The following is a 19635-nucleotide window of genomic DNA, read 5'->3' as shown; positions in this document are numbered from 1 at the left end:
TAGGAAAAAGAAAAGCGAAATTACCTCAAACATGGGCGCTTTTCCGAACAATATAAAATGTGATGACGAAGACGGCATTAAGAAATAGCTCCAGAGAGTCGGTGGTTGCTGCGAACCGATGCATTTTTCTTAAAAGGCCTAGCCCTTCTGAACTGGCTGCTGAAGAATTAGTAGGTTAGCCCGGTATAAAACCGTTATTTCCTTGAGGCTGCTTAGGCTTTATGCAGCAAAAGAGGGTGGCACCACGTATACCACGTCCCTCATAACATGGCACTTTTGTCTGTTATGAGGGGCTTTTTTATTTTTAATATCGGAAGCACCCGTTTCCGTTAGGTTTCTAATTAAAAATCGAAAGGATGAATGTAAATGTTACTTGATCAGCAGTACCTGTTTGCCCCTGGGCCAACACCCGTTCCCGATCGCGTGAAACACGCGATGAATCAACCAATGATTGCGCATCGCAGCCCTGAATTTCCTAAATTACTCGAAGAAGTTTCAACCCGCCTTATGCCTGTTTTTGGATCACAACATCCAGTTACGATTCTCGCCAGCAGTGGAACATCTGCTCTCGAGGCTGCTGCTGCCAATGTTATTGAAGAGAATGATCACGTTGTTGTGATTATTGCCGGAGCTTTTGGGGATCGCTTCGCCTCTATTTGCGAAACATTGGGCGCCCATGTCCACCGTTTGAATGTTGAATGGGGAAAAGCTTGTACTCCTGAGCAGCTCGAGGACTTTCTAAGGTCAAACCCCAAAAATCTTAAAGCCGTTTTTGCAACTTACTGCGAAACGTCTACTGGCGTAGTAAATCCTATAAGGGAATTAGGTCATGTTACGAAACGATTAACCGACGCGCTTTTTATCGTTGACGGTGTTAGTTGTATTGGCGCTGTACCCGTTGATATGAAGGAGTGGAAGATCGATATTCTAGTTTCCGGCTCTCAAAAAGCACTAATGCTTCCACCAGGTCTAGCGTTTGTTGCTGTAAACGATACAGCAAAAGAAGTCATTCGCAACTGCAAAGCAAAAAGATTTTATTTAGATTTAAATCACTATCTATCATCCTATGAAAATGATAAATCAACCCCTTTTACACCTGCGGTTTCACTCATTTATGGTGCACAAGAGGTATGCAATATGTTTGAGGAGGAAGGCTTTGAGAATGTCATTAACCGTCATCAGGTTTTAAAAACGATGGTCCGTGAAGGATTAAAAGCCATTGAGGTTCCGCTCTTAACATCAGATGAGGATGCTTCACCAACCGTTACGGCTGTAAGGACCATTGACGAACCGTCTAAACAAATCAAAAAACTTTTAAAAGACAAATTTGCTATTACCCTTGGCGGCGGCCAGAAAAAGCTGAAGGGAGAAATTTTCCGTATTGGCCATATGGGCTATTGCACGCCATTTGATGTTCTGAAAGTGTTAGCAAGTATTGAAATGACTATTAAAATTCTAGAAGGTAAAAACGTAATGGGAATCGCATTGAAAAGAGCAGAGGAGGTTTGGATGGAAAATGTATAAAATATTAGTGACAGACGGTATTAGCGATACAGGACTAAAAAGTTTATTTGATCATCCTCATTTTGTTGTTGAGCGTCAGCCAACACTTCCAACAGTGGAATTAAAAAATATCATTGGGGATTACGACGCCTTGATTGTGAGAAGTCAAACAAAGGTGACAGAGGAGCTGCTCGAAGCTGCTGATAAGCTCCGGGTGATTGCTCGGGCTGGCGTTGGCGTTGATAACATTGATGTGAATGCGGCCACAAGAAAAGGGATTATCGTGATCAACGCACCTGGCGCGAATACCATTGCGGCAACAGAGCATACATTAGCGATGATGCTGTCCCTAGCGCGAAAAATTCCCCAGGCACATGAGAAAACTGTTTCAGGAATTTGGGATAGGAACTCCTTTAAAGGAGTGGAACTATACAAGAAAACACTCGGTGTGATTGGGATGGGTAAAATCGGGGTCGAAGTTGCCAAAAGAGCAAAAAGCTTCGGGATGAATATATTAGGCTTCGACCCTTATTTAACCGAAGAAAGAGCGAACAAACTAGGAATAACCAAGGCAAGCTTAGATATCATTGCTCAAGAATCTGACTTTATAACAGTCCATACCCCATTGACAAATGATACAAGGGGACTGATCAATGATGAATATTTACGAAAAACCAAAAAAGGAGTCCGTTTTGTCAACTGTGCGCGCGGTGGTATTATCGACGAAAAAGCATTAGTTCGTGCGATTCAAGAGGGTCATGTAGCAGGAGCAGCACTCGATGTGTTTGAAAAGGAACCAGTTGCTAACCCAGAATTACTGCAAAATCCAAATATTATCGTCACGCCACATCTTGGGGCATCAACTGTGGAAGCGCAGGAAAAAGTTGCCGAAGAGGTCAGCGCTGAAATCATTGAAATTTTTGAAAAACAATCCATTCAAAATGCTGTCAATATGCCGCAAATGTCAGGTGAGACACAGGCAAAACTGCAGCCATACTTACTTCTCGGCGATCAAATGGGGCAGTTAGTTGTTCAATTATTAAAAGGAAACGCTCCTGCAAAAATCGAGATTAACTATTATGGGGATTTAATCGGTGAAGATACGGAATTATTAACGCGGACTCTATTAAAAGGGATCCTTTCCTATCATTTAAGCGATTCAGTGAATCTCATTAATGTTCTCCATCTGCTAAAGGAACAAGGTGTTTCCTACAATGTCCAAAAAAATGCGACCAACAAAGGGTTTGCGAATTATATGGAACTGTCCGTGTCACAGGGCAAGGATTCAGCAAAAGTCGGTGCAACCGTCTTAAATGGCTACGGTGCAAGAATAGTGAAGATTAACCAATATCGAATTGACATTAAACCGGAAAAACATCTTCTTTATGTAAAACACCAAGATATGCCTGGTATGATTGGCAAGGTTGGTTCTTTACTAGGAGATTATCAAATCAATATTGGAACAATGCAAGTAGGACGAACAACGATCGGCGGCGAGGCCATCATGTGCTTAACCCTTGATAAAAAGGTCGATGCCAATGTTCTTCGCGCGTTAACTTTAATCGATGGATTAAACGAAGCTCAATTGCTGGAGCTGGCAAGTGTGGACTCTTTCGAGGCTGGTCGGGTCAAGCCGCAGAAAGTGGAAAGTATATAGGAAAGAGAAAGAGGGATTGCTGAAGTGGAGCATCCCTCTTTTTTTAATAAAAGTTTCTCGAAAAATGTTTTCGAAAATATAATGATAAGTTTCGAAGGTTTATTGTTATAAAGCGTTAATAAAAGCAAGTTTTTCTGTCCGCTGTCACCCTACATGAGCCTTCTTGTTTACATTTCCGTTCCGCTTCAGCTTATTCCATCCGACTGTTCCTCCCTTAAGGGCGGAGAATATGGATTTAAATACCACATAGGTCATTAGCTGTTTATATAGTATTCGCTGTAAAAATAATGAAAAAAGCGGTTTTGGACTTTCTTTTTCAAGACGAAATGCATACAAGGATGTTAGAAAATCAACTAAATAGAAGACCACAAAACCGATTGCCGCTTTCTTTGGATGATTTCCAAACAGAGCAAGAATGAACAGAAGATCGGCGATTGGCGAAAAAACCTGATAAAAATATTGGTAAATCCACATATTAGGCATCCCGATAAACCCAAGTGTTTTGTGAGATTTATTAAACAATTTCCCCTTATGTTTCCATAAACATTGCAGGGTACCATATGTCCAGCGGTAGCGCTGCTTCGCTAAGCTTTTCATGTCTTCCGGTGCCTCTGTATAGGCATAGGCCTTTTCCTCAAACTCAATCTTGTATCCGAGTTCCAATAATAAAAGAGTGAGATCCGTATCTTCTGCGAGTGTATCTTCCCTAAAATACCCGGCCTCCACAACCGCAGTCTTTCTCCAAGCTCCTATTGCACCCGGAACAACGGTTATGCAATTCAATTGAGCAAAAGACCTTCTCTCTAAATTAAATCCCGTTACATACTCAATATGCTGCCAATTGGTTAAAAGATTTCGTTTGTTGCCTACTTTCACATTCCCCGAAACAGCAGCGACCTTTTCATTTTTAAAATGACGAACTAACAATGAGATAGCATCACGGGAAATGATCGTATCGGCATCAAGCGCGACGATGATCTCACCACTTGCCTCTTTAATCCCATAATTGATGGCAGAGGATTTTCCCCCGTTTACTTTCCTGAGCAATCGGACTTGGCTACTTTGCTTAAATGCTTCCTCCACTACCTGAGAGGTACGATCCTTTGATCCATCGTCAACAACGATAATTTCAAATGCTGAATAATCACTAGTTAAAATCGAATCGATCGTCTGACAAATAACCTTTTCTTCATTAAAAGCTGCGATCACAACACTAACAAGCGGTGTAAAGTCAGGGTCGAAAGGAATCTCTTTATATCGTTTCACCTGTCTCCTCGATAAAAAGACGAGAAAGGCCAAACGAATGAGCCCTAAAATAATCGCTGAATAAAAGATGATAGAGATGCCCTCACGCCATCCCTTTAACACACTAAACACAGCTTTGTCATAAACGAAATAGGACTTGTCCTTTGTTGCAGAGGGCATGATATCTGCACTGCTTTTACCAATCAAATGACTAATGGTCGTAAAGGAGTATCCTCGTTTTTGCAGCTCTTCAATAATTTTTGGCAGGGCAGCAACCGTCTGTGACCGGTCCCCGCCTGCATCATGTAATAAAATCACATTCCCGTTCGGCAGCTGTTTCAAAACCCTTTTTACAATTTCGTCAGTACCGGGCCTTTGCCAATCTTCCGGATCAATCAATTCACCAATCATCGTATACCCCATACTTTGTGCCCGGAGAATGGGCAGTATTTCATTTGGAGTACTTGGTTCCGCATCTGCAGCATAAGGTGCTCGGAACATCGTCATCGAATGACCGGTAATCTCTTCGAACAACCGCTGATTCGCGTTTAACTCCATTTTTGTCCTCATGGGCGAAACGGACGCTACGTCAGGATGTGAAAACGTATGATTTCCAATTTCATCGCCATCGTTAAACTCGCGCTTAATAATTTCCGGATGTAATTCTGCATTTTCTCCGACAATAAAGAAGGAGCCTTTGATATGATAGCGATCCAAAATGTCCAATATTTGCGGTGTATAGACTGGGTCTGGACCATCATCAAATGTCAGTGCCACTTCTTTATCTTTCGGTTTTCCGTACCGAACTACTTCGAAGGGCTTTGGAAAATCGTCATAGGTCTCATTAGAAATGAATCCATTATTATCCGTTTGAATGCTTCGATTCCCATCCTTTGCAGACGAAACAATTTTTAATACTTCACCTTGTCCAGAATAATGAACAGGATCTGGATTAACTAGTTTTTTTAAGACAGGGGCAGGATTCTTCATTTCACTTGAGTGATTTAACAATTTCCAAATCGATGGATCCTCGGAGCCAAGCCGCCAAACCGCGATCCCTTTTGAACCATTATCGATCGCCACTTTCATTTGATTATAAAAAGTTGCAGCATCTAAAAACCAAATCGTATGTTGGTCACCGTCTGATTTATAGCGAAGGTATGGGTTCCCGGTTTCCTTGTTCCACTGCACATCAAGATGGGTGTCACGAGCCATGTCCATCAAATCACCAAACGTTACAGGGTCAGCCGGTGCACTTGAATGTTCCGTCCAATCGTAGCCATAGCTCCCCAAACTTACAACAAGCTTATTGGCAGGGACGTCGAGATTTTCCAGACTTTGTTTTACCCAATTGGCAGAAGCAATCGGACCTGGATCACTATCTGAACTGTGCTCATCATACATCATCACAATCATCCGATCTACCGACTTGGCAATAGCACTGTAGTCATAGTCAGTATCATCGGCTGGTACATCTACTGTCACCTCTAACCCATTCTGATGAAATTGATTAGCTAGTAAACTCATAAACTGAGTAAAATGGGGTTGATCATCTTGATTGATATTTTCAAAGTCAATATTAATACCTGAAAAGTGATTTTTCGTCACTACTTCGATCAATTGTTTAATAAAAATGTTTTCTTTCTCAGGATTAGTGAACAATTGAGTTAATGCTTCACTATTCCATTTATTTTGATAAAAGTTATTAATCAAAGGCATAATTTTGACATTATGGTTTTTGGCTAGATCGGTAATCTCTGGATCGATACTATTTTTAACAGAGAGATCTGGCTGTAATTGCAGCCACTCCGGAACTAAAACGGAAAGAGATCCTATGTTTTTCTTTAACGATTCTTTACTATTTTCATCCCAATTTACATAGAAACCATAAACTTCTTGATCACTAGTTGTCGAATGTTTTTTGTGTTGGTTTTGATTTTGTAAGGAATGATGCTGTTTTTCTTCTAGTTTTAATTGTTGTACGAGTCTTTGCTCACTAATTTTTTCAGCTATAGGTGTAATGGAGGATGACTTTCCACCATTATTCAACTGTAAATCAGGAAAAGATGGATTAATATAAATACTTTCAAAGAAAAAGATACTGATAAGAAGTGAAAACGCTAAAAATCCAATAATCATTCTTTTTATAATTGTCCAGCGCCGCCTTGATGAATCCACAAAAATACTATCTTTTTCAGTGTGATTCACCTTTATTCCCCAGTTATAAAACATGAAAAACAGAGGAAAAAACAGAATTGCAAACAATATCCCCGTAAGGAAATGCCCTAAAAAAGAATAAACAGGAAAGGGGATTACGTGTTGATTGGTCGAAAATAACCAAATGTTTATTTTTTCTAAAAATTGCGTATGATATTCCAGTGTTTGAGAAACTAGAAAAGCCATTGATTTAAAAAATGGAATAAAGATGACGATGATCATGCCCAATAGGATGGCCATAATATTAAGCCGAAACAAAATAGATAGCGCAAATAAAAGCGGAATTCCTGCCCCATTCAATGGCATTAAACCTAAAATGATACCAAGTGAGCTTCCTACCGCTCCCTTTTTGGCATTGACCGGTGCAAATAATGCGCGAATAATTGCACTTAAAATCTTATTCATTCAATACCTCCAATAACAACCTCAACCGAAAACATCTCGTTTTCATCTAAACCATTCGTAGGTCCACTTAAATATTATGGGGTAAGAGGGTAACAGAACTATTTACCAAGTGTTATTTGGATTATATCTTAATCATTTAAGTCAATGTAATCACAAATAATTTCCAATTTAATATGCCTCTTTTAATATTTGATGAAGTTTGTTACTGAGTTTTTCCATCACTTCGAAATTCCAATCATTATTTAAACTTGTATTCATTTTGGCCTCCAATTTTTTTAAATTATCGTCGGGAAGACACCACTTCAATTAACTCATCTAATTTTCCAATAAATATTTCGACCCCTGGTAAATGATAAAATGTACTTGTTGTTTCAAAGTTATATACTTCTTCAGTTGGTGAATAAAGATAAACCTTTTTGCCTTGTCCTAGTGCAATACCTAATTCAATATGACTCCCTTTTCCTGCTGGTAATAAAACTATTAATATGTCGGCCTCAATTACAGCACTTTTCTCCTTCTGACCAACTTCTTTAAGTTCATCTATTGTTGATGCTCTTTCATTTTTAGTCCAATCATATGTATGAAGATAACCTTTGTCTTTTAACTTTTCGCTAACGTACCTAACTGAATCTTTATTATTAAAACCAGATGCAATATAAAACTTCATTTTTTATCCTACTTTCAACATTTAATGTCAGAGGTAACCAAAAAACACTGTTTAACAAACCTTAAACGAATTTATTTCGTATACCATTAGTCCATTAAATAAACTTTTCATCTTTAAGATTCTTAAAAAATAGATTTATCAGAAAAAAATAAGACCAAATCGATATGTGAGTGATCTGGTCTTATACTTTAGATTATTATAATGGTTGTTTTATAAAATTCCTCTTATGTCCAGTACAGAATCAAGAATATAGTCCGCTTCGTGCTTTTCAAATTCACTTTTGGCATCTTTACCAGAAAGACCAGTTAAAACGGCTGCAAACTGACAGCCTATTTGTCTCGCTGCTAGCAGATCTGCTAAAGAATCTCCGACAATTAAGACTTCATTTCCATTTTTCAGCGGTAATGTTTTTTGCAAGCATTCTTGAACAGATGTGCTCTTACCATAAAGAGCAGCAATATAGGTAAATGGATGCGGCTTTGATAATGATTTCCCTTCCGAAAGCTCTTTTTCCGCCTTGACAACTTCGTCATCTGTTACGATTCTGTTTTCATCAAAGTATATTAGCCAGTTTAAATGCTGAAATGGCTGAATCGTCTCTAATGCCGGACGGCCAGTTCCAATTCCAATTTCATAACCGGAGTCTTTAAGAAATTCAAAAAGCTCAGCAATCATCTCTCTCGGAGCTAATGTTGTTTCGTTTGCAAAGAAGCCTTTTTTGCCTGTTTGCGTAGATGGTCTACCAGTTGAAGCAATGACATGTTCATCGCCAACATACCATTCCTGGGAAACATGCTCACAGACGGACCAAAGCTCATTCTTACCTCCAAAAGTGTCCGTTTCCACCCCAAGCTTCTCCTTAACAAGTTCATTTAAGTATCCAAGCAATTCCTGTTTCACAGCCTCAGAACGCTCGAAATCCTTCACAAACAAAGTGAAATCTGTTTCTACCTCATATTTATTTAAAACCTTTCCTATCTCCAATAACGTTTCGCGATTAATGGGTGCCTGACACCATTGTTTTATTTTCACAAACTCTCTATCTTTAATTTGTGACAGTAGGTGGATTAGTTGATGTGTGAATGATAAATAAATCATGTCCCAGTTGGCGTTTAGGCCTCGGGATTTCATAAATTTTAGAACCTCATCATTTCTTTCAAAGACATGCTGTCTAATGGTTTTAATCTCGGCTTCGCTATAATCTGTTTTAAAATTTTCAGGTGACAAACCCAGATAATTCTCACTTACGAGCATTTCCCAAACTGTTAATGCAGAAGCATCAAAATAATGGTCCTCGCTTAAGAGAACTCCATCTACGTCAAATAAAATCGTTTTAACCAACAATCCCGCCCCCCATTACGAATTTACTTTTATACGTTATCGTAACACAGTATCTATAAATTGTTAAATTAAAAAAAGCCGTAGCTTTTTGAACTGCACCCTGTCAAGTAGACAGTATCAAAAACTAAAACTAGGCAATGGCCTTAGTTCGATATTCTATCGGGCTAAGGCCATTAAATTTAGCTTGTAAACGGTCTTGGTTATAAAATTGAATGTAGTTTTTTATATCCTTTTGAAGTTCCTTAAAGGATTGATAATGATGAAGATAATATCTTTCTACTTTCAAAGTCCCCCAGAATGATTCCATACATCCATTATCAATACATTTTCCTACTCTAGACATACTGTGAGTAAGATGTTTTTTTTTGACTATTTTTTTAAATCCATTTGATGTATATTGAAACCCACGGTCGCTATGTATTAATAATTTTTCATCTTCTAAAGTAGCCGTAGCTAAAGCACGCTTAATGGTCTTAAAGACTAGCTCATTATCATTTCGATGTCCAATTTCATAGGAAACAATAGAATTGTCATACAGGTCTAAAACAGCGCTTAAATAGGCTTTTTGGCCTTCTCCGTATTTCAATTCTGTTATATCGGTTACCCATTTTTCATTGGGATGTGCTGCTGTAAATTCCCGATTCAAGATATTATCTGCTACATTATTATCTGAAGGACGATGATCCCATTTCTTTTTCCGTCGTATCTTCGCTTGTAATCCAACTAATTTCATTAAACGATGAATCCTTTTCGCATTATAATGTTTATTCATTTTGCGGTTAAGATTCATTGTCATTCTTCGATAACCATAAATTCCTTCCACTTTTTGATAAATTGCTTTGATTTCTTTAAATAAACCACGATTTTCACGTTCTTGATCCGTTTCTTTTCGATTAAGCCATTTATAGTATGAAGATCGATTGGTCTTGCATAATGAACAAAGAAGATGAATAGGGCAATTCTTCTCCTCATTTAATTCGCGTATAGCACAATAAACTACTTCATTCCGAACCCTGCTTAGTACCGCCTTCTTTCGATTTCCTCCAACTTTTTTAATAAAGCATTTTCTACTTCTAATCGATAATTTTTCGCTTCTAATTCCTTAACCTTTATCCTTAATTTCTCTTGTTCTGTCATTTCTTCTACAGGTTTCTTTCTTCCCCGGTGATCCCGTAGGGATTCTGGTCCCTCTGCTTCATACCTTTTTGTCCAGCTGTATATTTGCTGGTAGCTAATATGATATTTTTCTATTACAGCTGAATAATTATGTCCATTTTTTATACAGAGATGAACTGCTTCAACTTTCTCTTCAAATGATAATTTTTTTGATTGAATCATAAGGGATTTCCTCCGATGAGTATTCTTCGTTTCCTTATGATTATTATAATTCTTTATCCAGACTCTGAGAGCGCCACGGCTTACTTTACGCTTTCTACATATTTCCAATATCGAATAAGCCCCCGATAAATAATCTTGAATGGCACTTAATCTTAATTCATCTGAATACTCTTTCCATCCATGTGATTCCTCTAAACCATCAATACCATATAATTCATATTTGTCTTTCCAACTGAGAAGTGTGGAATTAGAAATTTTGTATTCCTTTATTAATCTGCTGGGGCTTATTTCCCCTTCTAAATATTTCATTAGAATTTGGTACTTTTCCTCAGAAGAATATTTACTTCTTTTAGACATAAAAAATCCCCCTAAAGTAACAACAGATTTTTGTTTTTTCATCTGTCTACTTTAAGGGGAGCATATCATTTTCAAGCATAACGGCTTTTTCTATTTTTTACAAAGAGCTCTCGTAATTAATATACTGAGTATTTAAATCTTTTATTGCAGCGATTAAAGCGTTAACGGCTTTCCCCCGATAGCCTTCTTTTAACATCTCTATGATTTCATCAATACCATCCTGCAGGCTATGTCCTTTTAGAAGATGCTGAACATAGGATCTTCCATGTTCAGTTGCCAGCGTACAGGAGGATTCGACAATGACACCATATTTTTTATCGACCTCAACCGTGATGGTCAAAGAGTCAAAAACACTTTGAGCCGCCATTCCCTGAGGTAGCCGAGAATGACCTGCGAGGAAATGGGTTTTTAAACCTGTCATTTTCCACCTATCCTCTTACGAGACTTTCTGCAAATGGCCAGGCAGGAAGCATTTTTCTAAGAGTTTTGTCCTCGCGGTATCCTAGTGCATATTCTGCCTGCATGATCGTATGGATTTCTCTTGTTCCTTCATATATTACAGGTGCCTTGGCGTTTCGTAAATAACGCTCGACAGGGAACTCATTTGAGAATCCATAAGCGCCATGAACTTGCACTGCGTCGTTTGCTGCCTCATAAGCAGCGTCACATGAAATCCATTTTGCCAATGAGGTTTCCTGCGTGTTGCGTTTGCCGTTATTTTTTAACTCGCCAGCTTTATAGACTAGTAAACGGGAAATCTCTAAGTTGGCCGACATTTTTGCAATCATTTGCTGTACGAGCTGATGCTTGCCTATTTCTTTCCCAAATGTTTTTCTTTCCTCACAATATTTTACACTTGCTTCGAGCGAAGCCATAATGGTTCCACATGCTCCCGCAGCAACAGTGAATCGGCCATTGTCGAGCGCGGACATCGCAATTTTAAAACCTTCACCCTCGTAACCTAGCAAATTCTCAGCTGGCACCTTTACATTGTCTAAGAATACTTCCCCAGTATTACCTGCACGAATACCCATTTTTCCTTTAATCGCTTTAGTAGAAAGACCTTCAAAGGTACGTTCGACAATAAAGCAGGAAATGCCGTGATGCTTAGCTTTTGTGTCTGTTTTTGCAAAAATTAAGAAGTGATCGGCCACATCGCATAAAGATATCCAAGTTTTCGATCCATTTAAAATATAGTGGTCTCCTGCTTTTACAGCAGTAGTTTCCATTGCAACCACATCAGAGCCGGCATTCGGTTCCGTTAATCCAAACGCACCAATTTTTTCTCCAGTTGCTTGCGGAACAAGATATTTCTGCTTCTGCTCCTCTGTTCCCCATTGGAGAAGAGTCATGCTGTTTAATCCAGTATGAACGGAAACAGCAGTACGAAAAGCGGTATCCCCGCGTTCTAACTCCTCGCAAACGATTGCAAGTGTATTGTAATCCATGCCAACGCCGCCATATTCCTCTGGTATACATACCCCCATGAGCTGTAAATCTGCTAAGCGTTTAAGAATATTTTCTTCAAAATGTACTTTCTCATCCCACTCCTTAATATAAGGAATAATTTCACGATCTACGAATGCTCTTACTACCTTTCTGACACTTTTTTGTTCTTCTGTAAATGAAAAATTCATGTTCATTTCCCCCTTAAATAATTTGGTTTTGTTTCATTTCTTCAATCTCAGCTTTGGAGTAGCCAAGTTTCATTAAAACTTCTTCAGTATGTTCGCCATAAATAGGTGGATGCCTATCAATGGTTACTGGTGTTTTTGAGAATTTTAATGGCGAGCCGACAAGCTTCAGATCCGGGATGATAGGATGCTTGACATTCACGACCATTTCCCTTGAAATGGCCTGATCAGACTCTAGCGCTTCCTTTACATTGTAAATCGGACTATTCGGGATCCCTGCTTCATCAAGCAGTTGTTTCCATTCAGCCCTTGATTTCGTTCCAATCGTCAAGGAAATTCTATTTATTAGCTCGTTTTTATGTAGCAAACGGTCAGAATTTTTCTCATATTTTTCTGCAAGCAGCGTCTCATCCCCAAGGAGGATCGCTAGTTTACGATATTGCCTGTCATTTCCAACTGCGATAATAAAATCGCCGTCACTCGCCGGAAACAATTGATATGGCACAATATTTGGGTGAGCGTTGCCAAGCCGTTCAGGGATTTGACCTGAACACAAGTAGTTGCTTGCGACATTCACCAACGAAGCGAGTTGGGAATCAAATAAGGAGATATCCACTACCTGCCCTTCTCCGGTTCTGTTACGATTCTGGATTGCTCCTAAAATTCCAATACATGTATAAAGGCCCGTAAGGACATCGGAAATTGCAACACCAACCTTAGTTGGCTGTCCTTCCCGTTCTCCTGTGATACTCATTAAACCGGACATTGCCTGAACAATATAATCGTAGCCTGGTAGATGAGAGTAAGGACCTGTATTGCCGAAACCGCTAATCGACGCAAGAATAATTCCTTCATTGATCTTCTTTATTTCCTCGTAGCCCAAACCTAATCTTTCCATAGTCCCGGACTTAAAATTCTGTACCACAACATCTGCCTCTGAAATAAGCTTTTTTACTATTTCAAGGCCTTTTTCTGATTTTAGATTTAAGGTCATTCCTTGCTTATTTCGATTGGCGCATAAGTAGTAGGCACTCTCTCCATCCATAAACGGAGGCCCCCACCCTCTTGTTTCGTCCCCCGTATCAACATTTTCAATCTTAATTACTTCTGCTCCCATATCACCTAAAATCATCGTGCAATAGGGACCAGCGAGAACACGAGACAAATCAACTATTTTTATTCCATGCAAAGGTCCTGGCATGTAATTCCATCCTTTTTTATGAAAATGTAATTCAATTAAAATTGTTTGATCCACGTCCACCAGTGAAATAATTTGGAAAAAGCCAGCGAACACAATCAATGACAAATAAACGCACTGAAAGTTTCGCTGGCTTTGATTCGTGGATTGACCTCTGGAAGGAGGTTCAAACGAATTTGGCAGCTACGCCTTTAGTCAACTCAATTAGTCCAACCCAATCGAAATATATTTTACTTCGAGGAATTCTTCGATTCCGAAATGACCGCCTTCGCGTCCAAGTCCGCTTTCCTTATAACCGCCAAATGGAACTTGTACGGCTGAAGGCAGGGCATCATTAAGACCAACGATTCCATACTCAAGCTGTTCAGTTATTCTAAAGGAACGGCTCAGATTATCTGTAAACACATATGCAGCTAATCCGAAACGTGAGTTATTTGCTCTTTCAATAACTTCCTCTTCTGTTTTGAAGATAGAGATTGGTGCAAGTGGACCAAAAATCTCATCTTTCATACATTCCATATCGTCGTCGATGTCGGTCAATATCATTGGGGCATGGAAATAGCCGTTTTCTTCAGCAGGTTTAAGTCCGCTGTAAGTAATTTTTCCACCCTTATTAACCGCATCATTGACTAGTGCCTCTACTTTCTTGTAAGCAGATTGATCGATTAATGGACCAATATCCGTTCCTTCTTCAAGACCGTTACCAACCTTAAGTTTCTCTAATTCGGCTTGGAATAGCTTAATGAATTCGTCTTTAACCCCTTCTTGGACATAGACACGATTCGTACAAATACAGGTTTGACCGGCATTGCGGAATTTTGATTGCACAAGCCCAACAGCCGCTTTGGCTAAGTTCGCATCATCCATCACGATGAATGGAGCATTACCACCAAGCTCTAAAGATACTTTTTTAACATTTTCGGCAGCACCGCGCATTAGAGTTTTACCTACCTCTGTGGAACCGGTAAACGTAATTTTCGTCACGCGCGGATCCTTTAGCCAAGTATCACCAATTTCAGAGGATCTGCCGGTGATGACGTTTAATACACCGTCAGGAATTCCAGCTTCATGAGCAAGCTCAGCCATTTTTAATGCAGTCAACGGAGTCTGATTGGCCGGTTTTACGACACAGGTACATCCTGCTGCAAGTGCTGGAGCTACCTTTCTTGTAATCATGGCTGCAGGGAAATTCCATGGTGTAATGGCCGCAACCACCCCAATTGGTTCTTTTCTAACCAAAATCCGTTTATTAGGATGGGAGGCGGGGATCGTTTCACCATAAACCCTTTTCCCTTCTTCTGCATACCAGGAAATAAAACCATTGGCATACACGACCTCACCTAACGCCTCTTTTAATGGTTTCCCTTGCTCCATTGTCATGATCCTTGCAATTTCATGCTTGTGTTCATCAATTAGCTGAAACCATTTCATAAGCAGATGATAGCGCTCATCAGCTGTTTTTTTCGACCATGTTTTGAAGGCCTTATGAGCAGCATCGACAGCCTGCTCTGCTTCAAAAGCACCTCCGGTAGGGATGGCTCCTAAAACTTCCTTTGTGGCTGGATTTATTACTTCAGTCAAAACCTCATAGTCACTGCCGACCCATTTTCCATCAAGATACATTGGATAGATTTCATATTTTTGCTTAATGGTATCCATTTTGTTCTACCTCCCAGATGAAATGGCATGGTCATTGAGATATACTGCTTCAAAGGACTCTTCAAGGATTTGTAATCCTTCTTCCAACTGATCATCTGTAATCGTTAATGGCATGAGAAAACGGATAACATTTCCTTGAAGTCCAGCGCTAAGTAACAGTAGCCCTCTCTCACCTGCTGCTTTCACAATTTTTGAAACCCCTTCTTTGTCAGGAGTCTTTGATTGTCGATCCTTTACCAATTCCATGGCAATCATGGCACCAAGTCCGCGGACGTCTCCAATACACTCAAAACGGTTTGCAAGAAGGTTCATTTTTTCTATCACTCTAGCACCTATCTTCACAGCCCGGTCATTGAGATTTTCACTTTCAATGATATCCAACACCGTAAGTGCCGCTCGACAGCCAAGCGGGTTTCCGGAATAGGTTCCGCCAATTTCCCCTACTTCCGCTGCATCCATAATATCTGCTCTACCGATGACACCGCTAATAGGTACCCCAGCACCCATTGATTTAGAAATCGTCATTAAGTCCGGTACAACGTCAAAATGTTCGATTGCGAAAGTCTTTCCTGTCCGAGCAAATCCTGTTTGAATTTCATCGGCAACAAACAAAATTCCATACTGCGTACAGATTTCTCTTACCCGTTTCACAAAGGCGGTGTCAGGCACGATAAATCCACCTTCCCCTTGAATGGGTTCCATCACGACAGCAGCAATAGTTTCAGGCGCCACTTCCGCAAGAAGGAAGTGCTCAAATTGTTCAATAATCATATCGCTATATTGCTGTTCACTCATTCCTTCAGGACGACGATAAACATATGGATATGGAGCCTTGTACACCTCAGGTGCAAATGGACCAAAGCCGAACTTATATGGCTTTACTTTACTTGTCATCGTCATTGTCATTAACGTTCTGCCATGGAAGCCTCTTGTAAAAGAGATAATGCCTTGGCGCTTCGTATACTTTCTCGCTATTTTCACAGCATTTTCAACCGCTTCTGCACCACTGTTAAAAAAGGCAACCTGCTTATCGAAATCCCCCGGTGCAAGTTTAGCCAGTTTCTCGGCAAGGTTGATATATGATTCATACATCATGACATTAAAGCTGGTGTGGATAAATTGACTTGCCTGCTCCTGGAGAGCCCTTACGACTCTCGGATGAGAATGCCCAACATTTATAGTTCCGATCCCACCGGCAAAATCAATGTAAACATTGCCATCAACGTCCTCCACAAGGGCACCTTGTGCCTTTTTCACAAAGGAGTTGCAATTATTGCTGATTCCTTTAGGAACATACTTATTTCTTTGCTCCAAAATTTCTTTTGATTTTGGTCCTGGTATCGCCGTTTGGAGCTTAACATACTTTTTTTCCAATTTACTGCTCCTCCTTCTAAATTATCCTTAATGTATTTAGTCTTATGCTTCTACTTGTGATAACACCTTTTTGAAGATACTGACGACTTGATCTACTTCTTCATAGCTAATCGTCAACGCTGGCTCAATGCGAATGGTTTTTGAATTAATAAGAGTTCCTGCCACAAGGACTCCGTTGTCAAACATTCCTTTTGATACATCGTAGCCAATTTCATCTTTATGGAATTCAATCCCAATCATTAAGCCTTGGCCGCGGATCTCAAGAACCTTATCTTCATGTCCTTTTGCTGCTTCTTTCAGTTCTTTAAGGAAATATTCTCCAACAACTGCGGCTCTTTCCGGTAAATTTTCCTCAATTAGAACTCCAATTGTCGCAATGGCCGCTGCACAAGCTAGCGGATTGCCACCAAAGGTCGTCGTATGCATGAACGGATTCGGGAACCAGCTCTTGAATACTTCTTCTTTGGCCACAACAGCGCCTGCCGGCATCACACCACCACCAAAAGCTTTAGCAAGACAGATTATGTCGGGAACGACATCATATAATTCAGCAGCAAACATTTTTCCTGTCCGGCCCATTCCTGTCTGCACTTCATCAAAAATTAACAAGGCTCCGTATTGGTCGCAAAGCTCTCGAACTTGTTTTAAGTAACCTTCCGGCGGAAGAATAATTCCACCCTCACCTTGAATTGGTTCTAAAATAACAGCAGCAACATCTTCGCCAACAGACGAGCAGATTTCAAACGTTTTTCTCATCATATCGATATCGCCAAATGGAACATGGCGGAAGCCAGGAATTAACGGCAGGAATGGTTTACGGAACATTCCTTTGGCTGTTCCTGACAATGCGCCAAGACTTTTGCCGTGGAAAGCGCGAGTTGTGGAAATGAAAGTTGTTCGATCACTGTACATCTTAGCAAGCTTTAATGCAGCCTCGACACTTTCTGTTCCACTGTTGCTAAAAAAGGAATATTTCAAATCACCAGGTGTAATATCTGCTAAAATCTTTGCCAGCATTGCCCTTAGCGGGTCAAGCAAGTCCTGGCTATGAAGTGCTTGGCGTTTCAACTGATCAGTAACTGCCTTCACAACCTTGGGATTACGGTGACCCACATTATAAATACCGAAGCCCCCTAGACAATCAATATATTCTTTACCGTTAACATCTTTGAAGCAAGAACCAGTATCGGACCATTCCACCGCAGCAAATTGGCTGTCCTTCGTCACCGTTTTACGATAAGAAAGAAATCCAGGATTCACATTCTCGCGGAATCCATCAACAGTTTCCTTTGTAATCCATGCTGCCTCTTCAGTAGTTACTTCCTCTTTTTCTATTAAACTTAAAACCTTATCAATGTATGCGCTCACGTTTTTCATTTGCTCACTCTTTGCCTCTCGAGATAAATCAATACTCATAAAATGGGCCTCCTCTATGTTTTAATTTGAAAACCAGCCAATTGGCTCTACCTGCAAATTGATATTCATCTGTTTAATTTCTTGGAACTCCTCTAGACCAAATGTTCCTAGGCTGCGGCCAATTCCGCTTTGCTTATAGCCGCCCCATGGCGCTTCATTATAAGTAGGATGATAGGAATTCACCCATGTAATACCAGAACGCAGCTTTTTAAGAACCCGCAATCCTTTAGCACCATCTTTTGTAAATACACCACCGGCCAGACCATAAACAGTACCATTAGCAAGCTTTACCGCTTCTTCTTCATCCTTAAATTTTTGAATGACGCAGACAGGACCAAAGATTTCCTCTTGCACAATTCTCATGTCTTGCTTCACATCGACGAAAACTGTTGGCTCAACAAAATTGCCTTTATCTAAGCCATTCTTTGTAATTCGGTTTCCACCGCATGCAATGGTTGCACCTTCCTGCTTTCCAAGGTCAATGTAATAAAGGACTTTTTCTAAGTGCTGTTGGCTGACAAGCGGCCCCATTTCCGTTGAAGGATCATTTCCAGGTCCAACTTGAATTTTCTTCGCTCTTTCCACAAAGCGATCAACGAATTGATCGAATATACTTTCTTCAACAAGGATTCTTGAACCTGCAGAACACACTTGACCAGCACCTGCATAGATTCCAAATAAAGCATAATCCACTGCAGTTTCAAAATCTGCATCGGCAAAAATGATATTAGGTGATTTACCGCCTAATTCTAGCGAAACCTTTTTCATCGTGTCGGCAGCCGTCTTCATGATATGCTTACCGGTTTTCGTACCACCAGTAAACGAAACCATGTCCACTTCTGGGTGGGAAGCGATTTCATTACCGACCACAGGTCCAGCACCCATTACCATATTGGCAACACCCTTTGGAAGTCCGACTTCTTCAAAGATTTCAAACAACTTTGTCGGGGTAACCGGTGTCACTTCAGAAGGTTTAAAAACAATGGTATTTCCTGCAGCAAGTGCAGGGGCAATTTTCCAAACACTCATTAATAGTGGAAAATTCCAAGGTACGATGAGTCCACAAACCCCAACAGGCTCACGGACAACCATTGCTTGCATTGGGTCTGCTACATGATAGGTCTGTCCATCAGGCTTCGTAATCAATCCTGCATAATAACGAAAGCAGGCAGCGGCATCAGCAACATCAAAACCCGCTTCTCTCAATGTTTTTCCATTATCCATTGTTTCAAGCTGTGTGAGTTCATCGGCATATTCATCGATTTTGTCTGCAACTTTATATAAATAGGAGGCTCTTTCCTGGGCGGAAATACCGGACCATACTCCCTCTTCAAAAGCCTTCCGTGCTGCATAGATGGCTACACGTGCATCAGCAATTGTTCCTTCTGGAGCGTATGAAATAATTTCCCCATTAGCAGGATTTATGACTGGACGTGTTTCTAGATTTTCGGATTCTTTCCATTCACCATCAATATACATCTTCAAATTGATTACTCGATTTTTTACCTCGACCATTCTTCAGTCCTCCTTTTATACCTCTCAATACTTATAATGCAAGAACTGTGCCAAATCGCGAAACATTGAAAAAATTGCAAATTTTTTAATTTATTTATAAAATTCTATT

14 protein-coding genes and 1 other annotated feature are annotated in these 19635 nt (G+C 40.0%); of the genes, 2 read left to right on the top strand and 12 right to left on the bottom strand.

Going from position 1 to position 19635, the window contains the following annotated elements:
- Window positions 1-53 precede the first annotated feature (53 nt).
- Window positions 54-264, top strand: a binding site (T-box leader).
- Window positions 265-366: 102 nt separating this feature from the next.
- Together BN1082_RS07990 and serA are read left to right on the top strand one after the other, a co-directional pair.
- On the top strand, window positions 367-1524 hold the full coding sequence (locus BN1082_RS07990) for a pyridoxal-phosphate-dependent aminotransferase family protein (protein ID WP_090633008.1): 1158 nt from the start codon (window positions 367-369) through the stop codon (window positions 1522-1524).
- Window positions 1517-3160, top strand: a complete 1644-nt coding sequence (gene serA, locus BN1082_RS07985; RefSeq protein ID WP_090633006.1) for a phosphoglycerate dehydrogenase — start codon at window positions 1517-1519, stop codon at window positions 3158-3160. The genes BN1082_RS07990 and serA overlap by 8 nt, the downstream gene beginning before the upstream one ends.
- Window positions 3161-3304: 144 nt before the next feature.
- Here serA and BN1082_RS07980 read toward each other — a convergent pair whose 3' ends face one another.
- From BN1082_RS07980 to BN1082_RS07925, 12 genes are all read right to left on the bottom strand, one after another.
- Window positions 3305-6637: a trifunctional glycoside hydrolase family 18/polysaccharide deacetylase/glycosyltransferase family 2 protein gene (locus BN1082_RS07980; protein WP_425412136.1), complete on the bottom strand. Its 3333-nt coding sequence runs from the start codon at window positions 6635-6637 to the stop codon at window positions 3305-3307.
- 670 nt (window positions 6638-7307) lie between these two features.
- Entirely contained in the window at window positions 7308-7694 is a 387-nt protein-coding gene (locus tag BN1082_RS07975; protein ID WP_090633002.1) for a nucleoside 2-deoxyribosyltransferase, read from the bottom strand.
- 210 nt (window positions 7695-7904) lie between these two features.
- Window positions 7905-9035 (bottom strand): HAD family hydrolase, encoded by a 1131-nt coding sequence (locus BN1082_RS07970; RefSeq protein WP_090633000.1) that lies wholly within the window; start codon window positions 9033-9035, stop codon window positions 7905-7907.
- Window positions 9036-9165: 130 nt separating this feature from the next.
- Complete coding sequence (locus tag BN1082_RS07965; RefSeq protein ID WP_245640357.1) at window positions 9166-10092, bottom strand: IS3 family transposase; 927 nt, start codon at window positions 10090-10092, stop codon at window positions 9166-9168.
- Window positions 10053-10730, bottom strand: a complete 678-nt coding sequence (locus BN1082_RS07960; RefSeq protein WP_176699691.1) for a helix-turn-helix domain-containing protein — start codon at window positions 10728-10730, stop codon at window positions 10053-10055. Before BN1082_RS07960 ends, BN1082_RS07965 begins: the two co-directional genes overlap by 40 nt.
- 97 nt (window positions 10731-10827) lie before the next feature.
- Complete coding sequence (locus BN1082_RS07955; protein ID WP_090632995.1) at window positions 10828-11151, bottom strand: DUF3870 domain-containing protein; 324 nt, start codon at window positions 11149-11151, stop codon at window positions 10828-10830.
- Window positions 11152-11158: 7 nt separating this feature from the next.
- Window positions 11159-12367 (bottom strand): acyl-CoA dehydrogenase family protein, encoded by a 1209-nt coding sequence (locus tag BN1082_RS07950; RefSeq protein ID WP_090632993.1) that lies wholly within the window; start codon window positions 12365-12367, stop codon window positions 11159-11161.
- A 13-nt stretch (window positions 12368-12380) separates the two neighbouring features.
- Window positions 12381-13565: a CaiB/BaiF CoA transferase family protein gene (locus BN1082_RS07945; RefSeq protein WP_090632991.1), complete on the bottom strand. Its 1185-nt coding sequence runs from the start codon at window positions 13563-13565 to the stop codon at window positions 12381-12383.
- A 201-nt stretch (window positions 13566-13766) separates the two neighbouring features.
- Window positions 13767-15185, bottom strand: a complete 1419-nt coding sequence (locus tag BN1082_RS07940) for an NAD-dependent succinate-semialdehyde dehydrogenase (protein ID WP_141650843.1) — start codon at window positions 15183-15185, stop codon at window positions 13767-13769.
- A gap of 42 nt (window positions 15186-15227) precedes the next feature.
- On the bottom strand, window positions 15228-16595 hold the full coding sequence (gene gabT, locus BN1082_RS07935) for a 4-aminobutyrate--2-oxoglutarate transaminase (protein WP_090632988.1): 1368 nt from the start codon (window positions 16593-16595) through the stop codon (window positions 15228-15230).
- Window positions 16596-16637: 42 nt separating this feature from the next.
- Window positions 16638-18011: a putrescine aminotransferase gene (locus BN1082_RS07930; protein ID WP_090632987.1), complete on the bottom strand. Its 1374-nt coding sequence runs from the start codon at window positions 18009-18011 to the stop codon at window positions 16638-16640.
- Window positions 18012-18032: 21 nt separating this feature from the next.
- Window positions 18033-19526: an aldehyde dehydrogenase family protein gene (locus tag BN1082_RS07925; RefSeq protein WP_090632985.1), complete on the bottom strand. Its 1494-nt coding sequence runs from the start codon at window positions 19524-19526 to the stop codon at window positions 18033-18035.
- Between the last annotated feature and the right edge of the window lie 109 nt (window positions 19527-19635).

The organism is Neobacillus massiliamazoniensis, assembly GCF_001048695.1.
In the GTDB taxonomy this organism is placed as follows: Bacteria; Bacillota; Bacilli; order Bacillales; family Cytobacillaceae; genus Neobacillus; species Neobacillus massiliamazoniensis.
The sequence above is the reverse complement of the archived record's forward strand: the minus strand, read 5'-3'. Positions and strand labels throughout refer to the sequence as shown.

Coding starts and splice junctions, on each gene's coding strand:
- BN1082_RS07990 (WP_090633008.1), top strand. CDS start 367: ATGTTACTTGATCAGCAGTACCTGTTTGCCCCTGGGCCAACACCCGTT.
- serA (WP_090633006.1), top strand. CDS start 1,517: ATGTATAAAATATTAGTGACAGACGGTATTAGCGATACAGGACTAAAA.
- BN1082_RS07980 (WP_425412136.1), bottom strand. CDS start 6,637: ATGTTTTATAACTGGGGAATAAAGGTGAATCACACTGAAAAAGATAGT.
- BN1082_RS07975 (WP_090633002.1), bottom strand. CDS start 7,694: ATGAAGTTTTATATTGCATCTGGTTTTAATAATAAAGATTCAGTTAGG.
- BN1082_RS07960 (WP_176699691.1), bottom strand. CDS start 10,730: ATGTCTAAAAGAAGTAAATATTCTTCTGAGGAAAAGTACCAAATTCTA.
- BN1082_RS07955 (WP_090632995.1), bottom strand. CDS start 11,151: ATGACAGGTTTAAAAACCCATTTCCTCGCAGGTCATTCTCGGCTACCT.
- BN1082_RS07950 (WP_090632993.1), bottom strand. CDS start 12,367: ATGAATTTTTCATTTACAGAAGAACAAAAAAGTGTCAGAAAGGTAGTA.
- BN1082_RS07945 (WP_090632991.1), bottom strand. CDS start 13,565: ATGCCAGGACCTTTGCATGGAATAAAAATAGTTGATTTGTCTCGTGTT.
- BN1082_RS07940 (WP_141650843.1), bottom strand. CDS start 15,185: ATGTATCTTGATGGAAAATGGGTCGGCAGTGACTATGAGGTTTTGACT.
- BN1082_RS07930 (WP_090632987.1), bottom strand. CDS start 18,011: ATGAGTATTGATTTATCTCGAGAGGCAAAGAGTGAGCAAATGAAAAAC.
- BN1082_RS07925 (WP_090632985.1), bottom strand. CDS start 19,526: ATGGTCGAGGTAAAAAATCGAGTAATCAATTTGAAGATGTATATTGAT.